Below are 15,649 nucleotides of genomic sequence, written 5' to 3' on the forward strand. Positions count from 1 at the left end.
TTCATGAGTCTGAGTGAGGAAACTTAATCATTTTGAGGGAGCTTAATGAAGCAACGTCAGTCTAATACTTTATTTTCTTTCTTCACATACCGAATAAAAATGCACACTGACCCTACGGCAAACTGCAGTGTCATTCCAAAGAGGAATATTCATCTAAATTTATTAATTGAATCAGATATAAGTTGGCAATGTAGCTTAACATTTTAGTTGGAAAGGTTCATATAAAAAAGAACAGATGGAAAGCACATTCTTTCCAATCTGTTCTTATCCAATTCCTATTCGGATTTAATGATTGCTAGATGTCTATCGTTGGTAGACCTACACATATTGCTTCATCCAGCCAACAATTCGGTTCAGACGCTCTACACGAAGCTCTGGGTGCCCGTTGCGCGATAGATCATGATTCGCATCAGGGAACCGCACGAGCTGCGTAGTCTTGCCCAGGCGCTTCAAGGCTACATATAGCTGCTCAGCCTGCTCGATTGGACAGCGCAAATCCTGCTCTCCGTGCAAAATAAGGAGCGGTGTCTGCACATTGTCCACATAGGCGAGCGGTGAATGCTTCCAGAGCTTCTCCGGGTCTTCCCATGGCTGTGCACAGATCTGATACTCGGTAAAGAAATAACCGATATCGCTAACCCCATAGAATGAGAACCAGTTCGAGATCGAACGCTGTGTAACAGCTCCCTTGAAACGATTCGTATGGCCGACAACCCAGTTCGTCATGAATCCGCCATAGCTGCCGCCCGTAACGCCAAGTCTATCTTCATCGATGAAGTCGTAGCGGGCAATCGCCTGATCAACGGATTCCATAATGTCCTCGTAGTCCTTCCCGCCATAATCCCCACGGCAAGCATCCACGAACTTCTGGCCATAACCGAGGCTCCCGCGCGGATTCGAATAGAGAACCGCATAACCTTGAGCGGCAAGCAGTTGGAACTCATGCATGAAGGAATTCGCATACATCGTATGCGGGCCGCCATGAATTTCAACAATTGTCGGTACCTTATCGCCTGCTGACATTGCTGGTGGCTTCATGATCCAAGCTTGCACCTTCCAACCATCGGTTGTCTGGAACCAGAACGATTCCGGCTGGCTTAGCGTCAGTTCCGCTAGTAAACGTTCGTTCGGGGCTTCAATCAGCTGTTCTTGCCCTGTGCCCAAATTCTTGATGAATAGCTCTCCGGGCTGCAGCCTATCAGCCGAAATGAATACAATCTGCTCTCCGTCCTTCGTGATCGTAAATTGAGTTATCTCCCGATCACCGACCATTACATATTCACAGCTGCCTTCTAACGAGATCCGTGCGAGCTGTACATTGCCTTCAGCTGAGACAAGCGAGTATACAGCAGAACCGTCTGATGTAAAGACGAGTGGCGAGGATCCAAGACCCTTCATATCGGTAACTGCTGCATTCCCTACGTACAGATCAAGGTCGGCAGTAACGCATTCAGGTGCTCCTCCTGCTGCTGGTACGATGTATACCTTAAGCAGGGTGGCGTTCTCGTATTGTCGGTCATGTCCATAGAATGCAATCGATTGGCCGTCCGGCGAGAATGCAAGCTTCCCGATGACGAGACCAGATTCCGTTATACGGCGGCACACTTTATCCTCACAGTTTATGATATAAATGAATTGACTAAGAACCAGATCAGGGTCAACTTCTTTATCCTCAACACGATTCGTGGAAAAGGCCACTTCCTTCCCGTCTGGTGACCATACGGAATCATGGACATCATAATCTCCGGAAGTCAATTGAACGGATTGGCCTGTTTCGATATGATGAACAAATAAATGAGTGCGCTTGTCGTCCAGCAAGCCTCTTCCATCTGCCTTGCATCTTAACCGATCAACAACGATGACCTGCTTGGCTGACTTCTGACTGTCGTCCGCAAGCTGCTCCTTCTCTTCTTTCTTGGAAGAATCGATACTCGCTGTGTACAACAGTCGGGAACCATCCGGCGACCATGAGAATGCGCTTACTCCGAACTCCGCGCTTGTAATCGCCTCTGCTTCGCCGCCATCAGCTGCCATTGTCCAAATCTGCTGGTGCTTATCCTTCTTGCGAAGAAAGGCCAGCTTCTGGCCATCCGGCGACCAGACCGGAGCGCTATCCTGCTCTCCATGGGTAAATACCTTGCTCTTCGTTCCATCTGCTGACGAGATATGTATGCGAGAGCAATAACCGCTCTTCTCTTCATTGACCTGCTTCGCTACATAAGCAATCGTTCCGTCTGCAGGATTGACATCCGGATCAGACAACCAGACGAACTGGTACAAATCTTCTGCTGTGATGGTACGACGTTCCATTGCAACACCTCCCATGATTGATATACATAGTATGGCATTCTTTTCCGGAAAAAGACAAGTGCATTCGAGCTAACTTCCGCCAATTGCTCCCAATCTCGCAACAGGCTAATAAACTCGACGTGTCTCTCTCTCCTCAACTAAATCGATATTGCTCCGACATTCCGTAAGAAAGCGTCAAGACGCCGCCATCCTTCACCAAGTCCGCTCCCTGCTCCTTCGCTTGGCAAATTACGTTGTAAATAGAGCTGACACTTATATATTGCTTGTATATGTCATCATCAAATTCTCCTGTACGGAAGCCCTCAAACAATGCAGCAGAAATCATAAAATAGCTGGCAAATTGAGTCCGATACACACGGAAGGATTCATCTCCCCTATACAAAAGCATCTCTTCGTTGTAAGTAAGCATATCGAAAGCATGCTCTGCACAGATCTCAGGCAAAAAGGCGTATAGCTCTTGGGCTAAATCAGCATCCTGCAATCTCTCAGCCAATAAATCCGGGAAACTGTCGTACTTCTCCTGCGTATCGCACTCCATGAAGAGGCGTACCGCTGTATGCGTGGCATCCTCAATTTGCTCCGGCTGATATGGATACGGTGTATATGTGTCCTCCGACTGCTGTAAGAAAATAAACTGCTTCTGAGAAGCAAAGCCTTCCACCTGCCACTTACCAGCGATATCCGCTATTATCTGCCCCAATTCGGGACTCGGAATGTCATTAATGCGACACTCGCCAGTAATGTCGTCACCATGCTTTGCGGCATAAATTTTAATATAGCATAGCTTCTGATCGCCGATTCTCTTCGCGATTTCGTCCTTAAGCGTTTCCCAATATGGGGATTCTTCCATCTCAGGCGATGATTCTCCCAGGCCGACGATATTGCTCTTATACGCCTTCCAATGATGCACGGTATCTCCGTATGTCGTATGCAGCGTCTCAGGATTTCTGTCCTGCTCCATGGAGGCGATTCCTTCCATGAGTGAGAAGGCAAAGCCGCCTATTGCGGTTCCGAATGCATTTTTTAGATTACTGCCGATACCCGCCGTCGTTTCGAAAATATCGCGATCCCATTTCGGTGAACTTACTTGAAACTGTAGCATGACCGTCTGATCCGTCCACTTCGCCACATGAGGACGTATCGTAAGTTCCCATTTCGGGATGATGATACAGTCCCCTTCTATCATTTCCTCAGCCTCAAAAATTCCTCTCATCCCTTGATGAAGCAAAAAATGTGCGGGGTCATCAATCTTTTCTTCTTCCCAATCCAGCGCGATTTCTTGTTCTCTCGTCATCTTGCAGCTCCTCCCTATATGTCTGCTTGCTCATATGCTTTATCAAAGGATACCATATTTCAAGGGCTGCCGAGTGACACACCAAAAGAAAACAGCAGCATCACTGATGCTGCCTCTATCCGTTTCACCTGTTTAATTTTTTGCTGCAACTATTTTTCAAAGAAAATATCCTCTAGCGTAACTTGCTTCGGCTCCAATTTATAAAGACGCACTTTGTTGTCCACCAACGTTTGCACGATATCAGGGATGGCTTCCTCATCAGTGATTGTGCAAGTGATTTCCCTTTCTGAAACAGCGAGGTTCTCTGCGATATCGATGAGTTGCTTTTTTATATGTTCCCCCTGCTCGGAAGACAAAGGACTGATTTTGCATAATAATTCGATATGCTGCTGATATTCCTTTCTTAAGTCTTCCATCGTGCCGTATTTGGTAATGACGCCCTGTTCCATAATAGCGATTCTACTGCATAACATCTCCACTTCGTGGAGGTTATGTGAGGTTAAAAAAATCGTCTTACCTTGGATATGAAGGTTTCGAATGATTTGCTGAATATCGACTGCCGATTCGGGATCTAGTCCAGAAGTAGGTTCATCAAGGAAAATAAGTTCCGGGTCGCCGAGCAGCGCCTGCGCTATACCGAGCTTTTTTTTCATGCCAAACGAAAACCCTCTTACCTTGCTTTCTTCATGACCTCGCAGACCCACGATTCCCAAGAGTTCAACGAGATCATCTCGTTTCGATTTCATTCGTTTCAATTCAGAAAAATAAATCAGGTGCCCAAGTGCGGTCATGTCATAATAATAATTAGCTGCATCCGGCATAACGCCAATCTTGCTTTTGATTTCGTTAATCCGGGCATGATTCTCCCCCAGTATATGAATACTGCCTTCCGTCGGACGAACAATCCCGGTCAGCATATTGATAGTCGTTGACTTCCCCGCTCCGTTTTTGCCAAGAAATCCGAACAATTCCCCACGCTTTACTTCAAATGTAACTCCCTTAACGACATATGTATCTTTATATTTCTTTTTCAGACCGTGTACCTCGAGCGCATTCATTATAAGTCCTTCCTCCTGAAAATGAAAATGGACACATATACAAACAGGATGGAAATCACGAACGGAAAATAGGATTTCCAGTTCGATTCAATGAGATAATAATAAGGAGTTGCATATTTAATGAGCTGAGATGCTTGATTTTCCGTAAAAACGCTCCACATTCCAGCGGCTGGTAACAGTAGTCCACACAGCAAGCTCGCGAAAATCGAATAACTACCTTTGGGAATGATTGTGGATAACAGCATATTCACACCGACGGCAAACGAAATAAACACGATTAGTCGAATATATTCTAAAATATAAAGCTGCCCGATACTTAGGAAAATGACTATGAATGAACAGGCCAGACATACTGCCCAGAACAATAAAATGCCGAGATATTTCCCGAAAACGATGGACGTCTTCGGTACTTTAGTCACGACAAATCGAATGGTTTGGCTCTCCACTTCCCGATTAATCGTATCGTGGGAAAGGGTTAAGACAAATAAAAAACCAAGCACCGTTACAAGGAAACGAATACCTGATACATAGGGATTTGATTCTTCTCCGAACATCAAACTCGGATTATTTTTCACGAAATTCGATATTGAGAAAGCAACGATACAAAACAATAGCACTATCGCAACGGATTTAAAGCTTTTAAATAACGTCAAAAATTCCCTCTTCGCAATTGCGTACATGCCGGTCAGGCCGCCCCCTTTTCTTTATTTGTCATGATGCTCAACCTGATCAGCGCCTTTCTTTTTTCTGTTCCCTGTGAACGCCATAACCAAGCCAACGATCATAATAACGACAAAAATATACTGATAAGGCGTGCTTGAGCGAAACACGATGTAACCAATAAGGCCGATAAGTATAATTAGATGCGCCATGTTATCTCCTCCCTTTTATTTCTTTTTCTGCTTGCCTGCCAGCCAAATGCAATAATGATGAACACGTCGATGATTATATGAAAGTTATAAATGATAACTAACGCTAACAGGCATAATGCACTGTATAACGCAACTAGTTTCAACCTATGTACTTTCGAAATAGGAGGACTTGCAATACGGAATCGGGTGCCGATCAAATAGCAGAAATTTAAGTAAAGAAGGCTTTTTGCCAATACAATGATTGAAATGTCTATAAGCATGTATCTGTAAATGAAGCCGATTGATCCGAATAAACAGACAAACAGCAGCCCGCAGCTCTGCACGATCCTTGTTTCCACAAATGTGGAAACCGGAAAAAAACGCAGCAGCGAGTGCTTTTCAAGTAGAAAATTCAATCGAATCTCACTGAAGAAGTAAATACTCATAATATAGGCCATTACCATGAAGTTTATCGAGCTGTTCGTGTCCTCTCGCAGCATATAGCTAAACGTAGAATATGCTACGGTCAATGATGCGATAAGAGCATACTTCGATAAAATTTGAATATTTCGTACGTAAGCCAATAATTGATATCCCATAAGCGATTTCCATTGCGAAGGCATGACATAGATGTGGGAGAGCTTAGACATTGAACGGCTTAACCGAATTACGGCAGCGGGGACAGACTTTTTTTGAGCTACTAGCAATTTGGACACAATGATGGGGCAAATGATGGCTGTCAACACAAATCCAGATATTATTATTATATCGAAATAATGGCTGAAAATCACCTGTATGTGATACTGAAGTTGTTTTGCATTGCTGACGAGTAAGCTGATAACCAGCAAAAGAACCGGAAACGCAAAATGAGAAAGAAATTTTTCTTTATAAAATATGTAAACATACTCAATCATCTGAGCTATAAAGAGCATGATGAACAGCCTTGTAAACAAAATCAGCACGTCTACCCACGCAACCTGGCACAAAAGAAAAACAAGAATGAAAACTGCATATAACAGCATTTGATCAAGATTTAAAACTTTGCATACATAATTCATCCTAATAATAAGTGCTTTTCTTAGAGGTGTCGTCTTTAGAAACGAAAACAGATGGCCCATGTTCCCTTTTTTCGGGTCTTCCATAAAAATTGCAATGACATGCAAAAAGAAAAGTATGGAAGGAATGGATTTCAAAACAAGCTCTGTATCTGTTACATACAATAAGGCTACGAACGCCAATCCCCCTGCAATTAGAGCGCTGATAATCGACAGCGCCCACGAAAACGAATACCCAAGTATTCTCGAATAAAGCTGCCGATATTCCTTCATTAACATAACGTCTCTGTCCTCACTCGCTATTTGGCTATCTGCATAATCTGATTGTTCTCTATCCGGTACACGACTGTAGATACTGCTTCGAGCAAGTCTTGCAAATGAGTCGTAAATAATACAGACCTATTATTCCTAGCACGTTCTTGAAATAGACTGATCACGGCTTCCACTGAAGATTGATCAAGTCCCTCAAATATCTCATCACATATCAATAATGCAGGATCATATAATAAGGCGCCTAGAAGCAGGGCTTTCTTTTTCGTTCCAAAAGACAATTCCTTCATTAGCCGTTCAAGGTGGGATTCTATTCCTAGCCGTTTGGAAAGATCACGGGCATAATGCAGCGTTTCTTTTTCAGGCAACTGATAAACAGCTACTATGAATCGATAATATTCCAGGGGAGTCAGCAAGTCGCATAGGTCATGACCGTCAGACGGGATATAGGCGGAGTGCAGCCTAATCTGTTCACGATTGTTCAAATGGTGACCGGCAATCGTAACTTCTCCGTCATCGAACGGTTCATAACCTAATATGCATTTTAAAAATATGGTTTTCCCCATCCCATTCTTGCCGACGAGCGCGCAAATTTCTCCCGAGCGGATTTGAAGGTTTACGTTTTCGAATAACGATTGCTTTTGAAATGCCTTGGATAAATTAGAAACTTCTAAAGTAGAATGTGGCATATTTGAATTCTTCCCCAATATAATGTAATATGTGGTGACGGCAGCAAATATAGGTTATCGACAAATCAGATATCAATAACAGGCAAAAGGAAGCAACCGGCAAGTTATTCCTTTTGCGTCATACCCGCTTAGCATGTAATGATGAACAAGTATAGATGACGCCTCTTCTATTCTTGAACCGGGATGATAGGTTCATATCGTAGCGTGCTAAGCGTTTTCTTTATTACAGCCCCAAAATGCGTGCAATAGCTTCCAACACGGACTGGCCGAAACCGGACAAGTAGTTCACCAAAGCATCGTATCCGTTCATAATCGCCTCAACGATCGCCGATCCTGCAATGTACTCAATTGCTTTCTTCACCCAACTGCTGAGACCATTCCATCTGCTGATCAAATACCGAGCAATTCTTGAAATCAAAGCACCCATTCAAAATCCCTCCATTTTCATAGTTTCAACCTACATTTGCTGCCTACCTCAAATATAAGGGTTACTATCCCGAAATTGGAATTAGGTGGAAAACGAATTTTTTGCTTCGGTATCCCGCAACAGTCTCTTCGGTATTACCACTTTTACTGATGAATGTTTCTACTCTTCATCATCTCAATACATTCCCCTCTTGAACGGACGCCCAGCTTTTCATAGATTCGCCTCAAGTAATTCTCGACGGTTCTGGTACTTACAAAGAGCTGTTTTGCAATTTGCATATTCGTAAATTTGCGGAGGACAAAAGACAAGATACGTTGTTCATGTACGGTCAGCACTTTCATGCTGTCATTGGGGGAATATAGTTGGGTTATGCTGGAGATGGGGACAATCGTTTCCCCATGCATAACTGTACTTATCATTCTGGTAATCTGATTCTTTTTCGATTTCCTAGGAAGAATACCGCTTAAACCCAGCTCTGACATGTGATAAAATGAGATATGATCTGAAAGTACAACGATTTTCGATGTGGGTAGAGTTTTATTTATGATCGAAATGATGTCCAATTGATTATCGAATTCTTCCATAGCCACTAGCGCCACATCTATATTGACATTTGGCAATTGGTCAAATGCCGATTTGTCGGGATCCTCCAATAACATTGCCTCTGTAAGACTGACTCCTTCCACAATTTCTTTTAATGCAGATGCTTTTAAAGGGTGATCGCAAACAATTAACACTTTACAAACATCCACTATAATTGCAACCTCCTTATATTCCACGAATATCAACACAAATAGTACTATATTAGGAAAATATCTCCATAGATATGGTAGTCCACTATCCTTCTTCTGTCAACAATATCCCGCTGTACAATTTGTATCATTTCCGTTTTATCGTTTCCTGTCATGCATAATTAAAACGACTTCCTCATAAAGAAGTCGTTTTAATTATGTCCTCGTAATACTCATCATCAGAACGGTATGCTGTCTTACATTGCTCCAGTACGTTCCCACTGGTGAAGAAAGCCTGTATCCAGCCAGCTACCGCCGTCCACGGTAATCACGTCACCCGTAATGAAGGAAGAGTAGCGGGAGACCAAGAAAGCTGCGACAGAAGAAATTTCCTCTTTCGTCCCTAATCGCTTCAGTGCAACGTTATCAATTACCGCTTCCTTCATTTGCTCATTGGCCATCAGCTTCTCAATTCCGCCGGTTCCTTCAATCGGGCCTGGTGCGAGACAGTTGATGCGGATTCCGTATTTCCCCCATTCTGAAGCAAGCGTGCGCGACATGGCAATAACTCCAGCCTTCGCGGAAGCGGAATGCACGACTCCTGGACCTCCTGTCCAAGCATAACTGGCAACAATATTAAGAATCGCGCCTCCATTACCAGCTGCAATCATTTGTTTTCCAACAGTCTGACTGCAGTACCATGTTCCGTTAAGTACGATATTCTCCACTGCGTTCCAGCCATTCACGGTCAAATCCTCGGCCCTGCACACGAAATTGCCTGCCGCATTATTCACGAGAATGTCAATGCCGCCCCATGTCTGTACCGTTTCATGCACCATGGCTTGCACCGTTTCGGGATCACGTACATCGCACTCATATGCCTTTGCCTTTCCTCCATGCGATGTGATTTCTTCTACGACTGGACGCAATCGTTCCATGCTCCTACCACAAATCATGACTGAAGCTCCAAGACGAGCAAAGTAGAATGCCATATCCTTCCCCATCCCGGATGATCCTCCCGTAATTATAGCCACTTTACCCTGCAAAAGATCTTGCTCCATTTCTGCGTTCCCCCTTATTTGCTTCATCACACACAGGTTTCTGCTTCCATTCTGAGCAGATCGGAAATGAGGCATCACACTAGGGAGTTCGCAATCTTATCCGATCGTCACCTTGTTGATATTATGCAAGCGAATACAATACATAATTTTACATTTACCATACCACACGTATTTATATCTGTAAACGCTCTCCTACTTATTTCATTTGAACATCGGTTACATGTACAGTTATATTGCCTCTATACATATTCCCAGCGGGGGATCGAACCGTATTGGCTGCTTGAGCACTTGAATGATTATATGCAGCAATGACGTAGGCATCTGCATTATCCATGTACACAGTGTTATTCATGAATTGATTGTTGATTCCCCATCCGGTTACAACCTCATGGAGCTGGAAAGCATCTACGATCACATTGTTGTTGCCCTGATACCCCACATTATTGCGTATGATGGCATCATTGCCCTTCACATCGATAAAGCTGTCCGCATAGTTCGCCCCACTGATTCCCTCGCCGTAAAATGTGCAATTTTCCACAATAGTTCCGATTGTTCTTTCCTTAATATCAACATGTTCAGCAGTGACATGAGGGCCGAATCCAACATTGCGTATGGTGTTGTAGTGCGTCGCTTGATTGTAGCCAGCCCCTTCAGCAGAACCCACGTATACACCTTCCCCATATCCAGGAGACGTTCTTCCTGTGTGATGGATGCTTGAGTTCTGTATCGTGTTGTATGAGCTGCCATCTCGGAAATGCACACCCTCCATGCCTGTATTGTACACTTCTACATCGCTGATGAGCGAATAATTGGAATGATCCAGGATGATACCCTTCTGTGCATTCGTAAATTTGAGATTGCGTATCTCCCAATAATCGCCTCGTACCCGCAGGGCATATCCCGATGAGGTTGAAGTTCCGGATAGTACAGCAGGATTGGTAGGGTCAGCACTGCGAATTACAATAGGCTGGCCAGATGATCCATTAATGTCTGAGGAAAAACTACCCGTATATGTTCCCGGCGCAAGCACGATAGAGCTCCCTGGACTAACACTCTTCAATGCCTTGGATAAACAGGATGCCGTATTGCAAGTTATCTCCTTCACATCAATTCTGATGCTTGCTGATAATGGTTCCCCGGCACTACTGCTCCAAGCTAAAGCTTGGGTTGGTACTGAGCTAATTACTAGTAACAAGATCAGGCCGTACACCCATCCTCGTTGTGATCGCAACGTACACGGATCAGCTATTCGCATCCCCATTCCTCCTCATCGTATTGATACTTAAATATACTTTTCTGACAGAGGGTTCATACGATACAATTTACAATTGCAGCAGTTATAGCTATCGTGGATGTTATTCAGCTGAAAATCGTGCCATTACGATCGTGTTATAATAATGACCGTCTGACAAGAGCTTATCCTTTTTTAAAATTCCTTCTACCTCAAAGCCAAGCTTTTTGTAAAGGCGAATCGCACTTTCATTCGTTTCCAGCACATTCAACGTAATTTTCTTAATCCCGTTGGCTTCTGCCCATGCAATCGACTGCTGCATCAGTTTTTTGCCAATGCCGTATCCCCAATATTCTTTCAATACACATACTCCAAATTCAACTTTATGTGAGAATCGTTTCAAATAAGTTCCCGCGCATCTCGAAAATCCGACGATTCGATTCTGTATAACAGCAACGAGAAACAAATTTCTTGAGCTCTCGGAGTCCGATTTGATTATCTGTTCGAATCCGCTGACATCGATGAAGGCCTCTCCTTGTTCGCGATCCATATTTTCGGTCTCCCCATCAATTTGCATTCTTACTATAGATAACGCTGTCGCGTCGCTGTTCACCGCAGATCGAATCGTATAACTAAGACCGTTAACGTTGAATTCTCTATCATCTATTATCATTTCATATAATCCTCCTTGAAACCAGGTTACCGGAAAGCTAGAACCAAGCATACTTTCTAAACAAAACAAACAAGGATGAGTCTTTAAGCTAGGGAAATGACCCTTTCTGGACTCATCCTTTTATAGAATCTATTTCCTATCGCTTCTTAAATGGAGTACGTGCGTATTCTCCGCCAAATGATTACCTCGTCATACTATTTTGACAGCTTCAAATGCAAGATCGGATAAGGGCGTCCGCTACTATCCGTTTGCGATCCGTCTACGATCGAGAATCCATTTTTCAGATAATACATTTTTGCACGCTCATTATCTGTATTGACATCAACTGAATTCACCCCAAACTCCTTGATAAGCAATTGAATGATTTGTGTTCCGTACCCTTTTCCGATCTCGTCGGGATCTAAAAACAACATCTCCAAATGGTTCTCATTGGTACCCGAAAAGCCGACGAAAGAGCCTTCAACAAACCAAAGACGCACATCAAGATGAGGAAAATAAAAAGGGATTTCTTTACGAATTTCCAGCTTATCTTCAAGTTTCAAAAAATGATGGGTAGCGGTTACAGATCTATCCCACAAATTCAAAATGAGCTCATGATCATTTACTGTCGCTTTTCTGTTTTTCATAATAACAATCCTCCTATTTTTTCATCACGCTCCTTTCCACGATTTATTAATGATCTTAATTACACTGCTCCAACCCATGTACGACATCATCATATTCTCCCTTTGCCGTTCTAATCGGTTATTACAAATGAACCTGCCTGTTTTCAATCATTTTATGTATCAGTTCTGCCCCATCGCTTCCAGACTCTCTGGAAGAAGCTGACCGCCATCAACGATGATAGTTTGACCCGTAATATAACCTGCCTCCCTCGAAGCCAAAAAAAGAGCGGCGTAGGCGATATCTTCGACGCTTCCAAGCCGCTTGAGCGGAACGGACGCTGTCATCGTGTTCAGATAATGATCCCCAAGACCTTCCAAGCCTTCCGTCATGATGTTACCGGGCATGACGGCGTTGATTGTGATATTGTAACGCGCAAGCTCGAGCGCCGCACTGCGCATGAATCCAAGTTGAGCGGCTTTGCTCGCACCGTAGTGCGACCATCCGACATAACCGGTAGCCGGACCCGTAATGGAAGAGGTAACAATAATCCGGCCATACTCCGCTTTCTTCAAAAAAGGCAGGCAGGCTTGAAGGGAAAACAGCGTCCCGCGTGCATTCGTGTTCATCACCTGATCCCAATGCTCTCCTGTCATCTCCTCAATCGTTGCATTCGGAAAAATACCGGCATTGGCACAAAGCACGTCAATCCCCCCGAAAGTACTTTCCGTTTCGCTCGCAACGCTCTTCATCGATTCCAAATCGGCGACATTGCCTTCGAAGGCATGAGCAACGCCTCCGTTCTCTCGGATTTCAGTTGCGGTTTCCTCCGCTTTCGTCAGGCTGCGTGCGACAACTGCGACTTTCGCACCCTTTGCGGCGAATGTTCTCGCAATTCCTTTACCGATTCCTTTGCTTGCTCCAGTCACAACGACCGTCTTATCCTTCAGTGGCGTCAGCATGTAAAAGCGCTCCTATCCCCTGTAATATGTGCTACAATATCCCAGTACTTAGATTCCTTATTATCGTACTACATATCCAAATGTGGAGGCAACTTGAGTTATAAACGCTTGATCGCTCATAAAATCCTCTGAAGTTTGAGCCCTGCTTCTTATGCAGTAATTTGCAGAGGGATGGTATCCCGATGAACATGTACACTCATGACCAAGCCAATCGTAAGCATGTTCGTAAGCAAGGAGCTTCCTCCGTAACTAATGAACGGCAATGATAGCCCGGTTAGAGGGACAAGTCCGATGTGCATGCCTATATTCACGAACACCTGGAAGACGATCATGCCTACTAAGCCAATTACGAGATACCCCCCCGCCAGGTTCATGCTCATATTTGCAATGAGGACAATTCGATAGATAAGCATGAAGTACAGCAGAAGCAAGATGGAAGATCCGATAAACCCGTACTTTTCCCCAATAACAACATAGATGGAATCCGAATACGCATACGGAATGAAGCCCCGATCCATGTAAAATCCTTCACTTCCGCTTAGTCCGCCTGTCCCTATGGCGCTCATTGCATTTTTCACATGCCATGACTTATCAGGGTCGCTGGTTGGATCAAGAAAGGTCTGAATCCTCGACATCTGATGCGGCTTTACAAGTTTGGCCAGCAACTCATGATCCACGAAATAGAGCCAGCAGATTGTTCCAACCGCAATTGCGATCACGGAGAGGCAAATGATCATGTAAGTCGCCTTCACATTTCCCATCCACAACATACTTATCATCACGGCGATAAATACGAGTGCGGTGCCTAAGTCCGGCTGCTTCATGATGATTACTGTGGGCAAGAGAAATACTGCGGCAAGTGGCAGGATGTCCTGTACGAAGCGAAGCTGATCCCCTCCCCGCTTCTGCAGCAGATGAGCCGCCAGCAATACTGTAGCAATCTTCATCATCTCTGACGGTTGCAGTTGGAAGCTTCCAATACTAACCCAGCGAACTGCTCCATTAATATTCTCCCCCTTGAACATGACGAGCAAGAGCAGCACAATACCTAATCCATACCATACATAGGATAGCTTCCCAACTAATATATTGTAGTCAATTGTTGCTAGAATCAGCATCGGGACACAGAATACGCCGAACAAGATGAGATTGTTAATATGAATGCCATGCAGCTTCGTATTTATCGTTGCCTCATACACGGCTAACGTACCAATAGCTACGAGACATCCGACGATAACGAGAGTCAGCTTGTCAACCTTACTAAGTTTACGCAAAAATATGATCATAGGTCTATTCCTTATGAATTCCTTTCCGACCGCTGCCTTGCAGCTGCTGTCTTCGATAATTATCACGAGAAATGCTAAGAATAATGCCCGTACTTGCCATACATAGAATTAAGGAGGAGCCTCCATAACTGACAAAGGGAAGCGGAACTCCAGTAATGGGTAGTAGACCGGTCACTGCTCCTAAGTTAAGCATGAACTGAATAAAGATCATACTGACGATTCCGGTACCTAGCATAATCGCAAATGGATCATCACTAGTCAGCGCAGACATGAAGCCTCTTACAACTAGGACAAAGAAAACGAATACAACCAGACTTGAGCCAAGAAAGCCGAATTCTTCTCCGATGACCGCAAATATAAAATCCGTATGCGCTTCAGGTAGATAGAACAGCTTCTGAATTCCATGACCGAATCCGGTTCCTGTTATACCACCATGTGCCAATGCATAGATGGATTGAATCAGTTGATAGCCTGAACCCTGTTGGTCATCATACGGATTTATAAATGAAGCAATCCGTTGCAAGCGATAGCTCTGACTGAATGCCAAGAAGATGAGGACAGGGAGAGCAGCAAGAAATAAAACTGCTAGTTGACGCAAATGCACACCGCCAACAATCATGACGGTTAGGCAGATGAAGAGCAGCATAAGAACTGCCCCGAAATCAGGCTGCTTCATAATGAGCAAGGAAATGAAGCTGACGACAATGAGAATAGGCAGCAGGCCTTTCTTGAAGCTTCGAATGCGTTCTCCCTTGTTGCTGATAAGTGATGATATGTACATAATGAGGGCAAGCTTCGTAAATTCCACGGGTTGAAACTGAAATCCGCCCACAACAATCCATCTTCTCGCCCCATTCATACTGCTTCCGGCTGCCATTACGACAATCAGCATCACTACTGATAGCAGCAGGAGATAGGGTGCCGTCTTCTTCCAGACTCGTATTGGAATATTCATCATCACGAACATACCAAGGAGTCCAATGCAAGCGAACTTGACCTGTCTCGACGTGTAATACCATGGATCCTCATGCTTCAAGCTGCTTAACGCGGAACTAGCACTGAAGATCATAGCCGTTCCAAAACATGCGAGCAGCACGACCGAAAGAAGTAAGAGGAAATCAGGTCGGCCTCTTGTGATTGTAGGTTCC

The 15,649-nt window shown here is 44.2% G+C and carries 16 protein-coding genes; all 16 read right to left on the reverse strand.

What is annotated here, in order from left to right; translation table 11 throughout:
• Positions 1-318 precede the first annotated feature (318 nt).
• On the reverse strand, positions 319-2,310 hold the full coding sequence (locus PBN151_RS29895; RefSeq protein ID WP_072732223.1) for a S9 family peptidase: 1,992 nt from the start codon (positions 2,308-2,310) through the stop codon (positions 319-321).
• A gap of 133 nt (positions 2,311-2,443) precedes the next feature.
• Positions 2,444-3,604, reverse strand: coding sequence for a DUF6348 family protein (locus PBN151_RS29900; RefSeq protein WP_072732224.1), 1,161 nt, complete (start codon positions 3,602-3,604; stop codon positions 2,444-2,446).
• A 149-nt stretch (positions 3,605-3,753) separates the two neighbouring features.
• Entirely contained in the window at positions 3,754-4,662 is a 909-nt protein-coding gene (locus tag PBN151_RS29905) for an ABC transporter ATP-binding protein (RefSeq protein ID WP_072732225.1), read from the reverse strand.
• Positions 4,662-5,315, reverse strand: coding sequence for an ABC-2 transporter permease (locus PBN151_RS29910; RefSeq protein WP_139295462.1), 654 nt, complete (start codon positions 5,313-5,315; stop codon positions 4,662-4,664). The genes PBN151_RS29905 and PBN151_RS29910 overlap by 1 nt, the downstream gene beginning before the upstream one ends.
• Before the next feature lie 51 nt (positions 5,316-5,366).
• Positions 5,367-5,534 (reverse strand): hypothetical protein, encoded by a 168-nt coding sequence (locus tag PBN151_RS31640; protein ID WP_175560838.1) that lies wholly within the window; start codon positions 5,532-5,534, stop codon positions 5,367-5,369.
• Positions 5,522-6,847, reverse strand: a complete 1,326-nt coding sequence (locus tag PBN151_RS29915) for a hypothetical protein (RefSeq protein ID WP_072732227.1) — start codon at positions 6,845-6,847, stop codon at positions 5,522-5,524. The genes PBN151_RS31640 and PBN151_RS29915 overlap by 13 nt, the downstream gene beginning before the upstream one ends.
• Positions 6,848-6,867: 20 nt before the next feature.
• The gene (locus PBN151_RS29920; RefSeq protein WP_072732228.1) at positions 6,868-7,527 is read right to left on the reverse strand and encodes an ATP-binding cassette domain-containing protein; all 660 of its coding nucleotides are present in this window, start codon (positions 7,525-7,527) and stop codon (positions 6,868-6,870) included.
• 223 nt (positions 7,528-7,750) lie between these two features.
• Entirely contained in the window at positions 7,751-7,954 is a 204-nt protein-coding gene (locus tag PBN151_RS29925) for a hypothetical protein (RefSeq protein WP_065290921.1), read from the reverse strand.
• A 143-nt stretch (positions 7,955-8,097) separates the two neighbouring features.
• Positions 8,098-8,706: a helix-turn-helix transcriptional regulator gene (locus tag PBN151_RS29930; protein WP_072732229.1), complete on the reverse strand. Its 609-nt coding sequence runs from the start codon at positions 8,704-8,706 to the stop codon at positions 8,098-8,100.
• A gap of 236 nt (positions 8,707-8,942) precedes the next feature.
• The gene (gene fadH, locus PBN151_RS29935; protein WP_175560840.1) at positions 8,943-9,746 is read right to left on the reverse strand and encodes a 2,4-dienoyl-CoA reductase; all 804 of its coding nucleotides are present in this window, start codon (positions 9,744-9,746) and stop codon (positions 8,943-8,945) included.
• Between the two features lie 196 nt (positions 9,747-9,942).
• The gene (locus tag PBN151_RS29940; RefSeq protein ID WP_227775232.1) at positions 9,943-10,977 is read right to left on the reverse strand and encodes a right-handed parallel beta-helix repeat-containing protein; all 1,035 of its coding nucleotides are present in this window, start codon (positions 10,975-10,977) and stop codon (positions 9,943-9,945) included.
• 124 nt (positions 10,978-11,101) lie between these two features.
• On the reverse strand, positions 11,102-11,650 hold the full coding sequence (locus PBN151_RS29945) for a GNAT family N-acetyltransferase (RefSeq protein ID WP_072732230.1): 549 nt from the start codon (positions 11,648-11,650) through the stop codon (positions 11,102-11,104).
• Between the two features lie 194 nt (positions 11,651-11,844).
• Positions 11,845-12,276 (reverse strand): GNAT family N-acetyltransferase, encoded by a 432-nt coding sequence (locus PBN151_RS29950; RefSeq protein WP_072732231.1) that lies wholly within the window; start codon positions 12,274-12,276, stop codon positions 11,845-11,847.
• Positions 12,277-12,435: 159 nt separating this feature from the next.
• Positions 12,436-13,215, reverse strand: coding sequence for a 3-oxoacyl-ACP reductase FabG (gene fabG, locus PBN151_RS29955; protein WP_072732232.1), 780 nt, complete (start codon positions 13,213-13,215; stop codon positions 12,436-12,438).
• A 149-nt stretch (positions 13,216-13,364) separates the two neighbouring features.
• A complete protein-coding gene (locus tag PBN151_RS29960; RefSeq protein WP_083545399.1) occupies positions 13,365-14,498 on the reverse strand; it encodes an FtsW/RodA/SpoVE family cell cycle protein in 1,134 nt (377 codons plus the stop codon).
• Between the two features lie 7 nt (positions 14,499-14,505).
• Positions 14,506-15,649, reverse strand: a 1,144-nt coding sequence (gene ftsW / locus PBN151_RS29965) for a putative lipid II flippase FtsW (RefSeq protein WP_370510465.1), incomplete at its 5' end; no start/stop codon positions are given.

This window comes from Paenibacillus sp. NAIST15-1 (assembly GCF_001894745.1).
In the GTDB taxonomy this organism is placed as follows: domain Bacteria; phylum Bacillota; class Bacilli; order Paenibacillales; family Paenibacillaceae; genus Paenibacillus_B; species Paenibacillus_B suaedae.

Coding starts and splice junctions, on each gene's coding strand:
- PBN151_RS29920 (WP_072732228.1), bottom strand. CDS start 7,527: ATGCCACATTCTACTTTAGAAGTTTCTAATTTATCCAAGGCATTTCAA.
- PBN151_RS29925 (WP_065290921.1), bottom strand. CDS start 7,954: ATGGGTGCTTTGATTTCAAGAATTGCTCGGTATTTGATCAGCAGATGG.
- PBN151_RS29900 (WP_072732224.1), bottom strand. CDS start 3,604: ATGACGAGAGAACAAGAAATCGCGCTGGATTGGGAAGAAGAAAAGATT.
- PBN151_RS29945 (WP_072732230.1), bottom strand. CDS start 11,650: ATGATAATAGATGATAGAGAATTCAACGTTAACGGTCTTAGTTATACG.
- PBN151_RS29905 (WP_072732225.1), bottom strand. CDS start 4,662: ATGAATGCGCTCGAGGTACACGGTCTGAAAAAGAAATATAAAGATACA.
- PBN151_RS29950 (WP_072732231.1), bottom strand. CDS start 12,276: ATGAAAAACAGAAAAGCGACAGTAAATGATCATGAGCTCATTTTGAAT.
- PBN151_RS29915 (WP_072732227.1), bottom strand. CDS start 6,847: ATGTTAATGAAGGAATATCGGCAGCTTTATTCGAGAATACTTGGGTAT.
- fadH (WP_175560840.1), bottom strand. CDS start 9,746: ATGGAGCAAGATCTTTTGCAGGGTAAAGTGGCTATAATTACGGGAGGA.
- PBN151_RS31640 (WP_175560838.1), bottom strand. CDS start 5,534: ATGGCGCATCTAATTATACTTATCGGCCTTATTGGTTACATCGTGTTT.
- PBN151_RS29895 (WP_072732223.1), bottom strand. CDS start 2,310: ATGGAACGTCGTACCATCACAGCAGAAGATTTGTACCAGTTCGTCTGG.
- fabG (WP_072732232.1), bottom strand. CDS start 13,215: ATGCTGACGCCACTGAAGGATAAGACGGTCGTTGTGACTGGAGCAAGC.